At 45.0% G+C, this 823-nt stretch carries 1 protein-coding gene; it reads right to left on the reverse strand.

The features are described 5' to 3' along the window. Window positions 1-79 precede the first annotated feature (79 nt). Window positions 80-577: a DUF6011 domain-containing protein gene (locus VJI94_RS07820; protein WP_324008934.1), complete on the reverse strand. Its 498-nt coding sequence runs from the start codon at window positions 575-577 to the stop codon at window positions 80-82. Window positions 578-823: the final 246 nt, after the last annotated feature.

Raw genomic sequence — 823 nt, forward strand, 5'->3', positions numbered from 1 at the left:
ATGTCTGCATGTGTTACCTCCTATATGATTATAGCAGGTCACGCTGTTCATTTCAATCTGTTCTTTCAGGTCCAGATCGTTAGACATGGTTAATGCATTCGGGGCCGAAACCGGAACTAACAGACTCAGGCACTGTAAGCTTCCGATTACAGCGCCCACAACGACCTTCATGCCATACTTCAATGGTAGCCAGGCGATCAGCTTGCCAAGAAGGATCATGATCACGGAAGATCTCAGCGAAATAACCCCACGCCTTCATAGATAAGGCATCCTGGCTAATTCGCGACTTTCTTCCATGCTGATAAATCAACTCTGGCCCACGAAAGTTGCGCCCAATAAAGAAATGGCCGAAATATTGGTAGTCGGAGTCGTTATCTTGGCCAGTCAGAAGACTGCAGAACCAGAAATCCTTGGGCTTGCCTCCAAAGTCCGTACCACGACGCACCTTATACGTAAAGCGCGTTCCAGTCTTAGGTGAGCGAAGCGTTAATGTGGCATTTCCTGCCAGCATAAACTTCTTAATAGTTGCGACATCCATAAGACGTCCAACAAGAGCTTCTTCATCCTGACTAGCCATAGATACTTCTCCACTTATGGCTATATAATATAGCATCGAAGCTTTAATCATAGTGCCATTCATATAGTCAGAAGACCTGACACAAAGAATTGCCGTTGAGGTGTATAATCTAATATTGTATTGTATTATATAGTGTGTTGAAAGGCATAGCAAGGAGGTCTATATGGCACCAGATGATATTCCGAAGTTATTGGGCAGTGAGTTTAGTGCTAAGATGTAGGGTCGGCTGTGTCCTTTTGCGCGGTC

The organism is Parvimonas sp. D9 (assembly GCF_035282565.1).
Classification (GTDB): Bacteria; Bacillota; Clostridia; order Tissierellales; family Peptoniphilaceae; genus Parvimonas; species Parvimonas micra.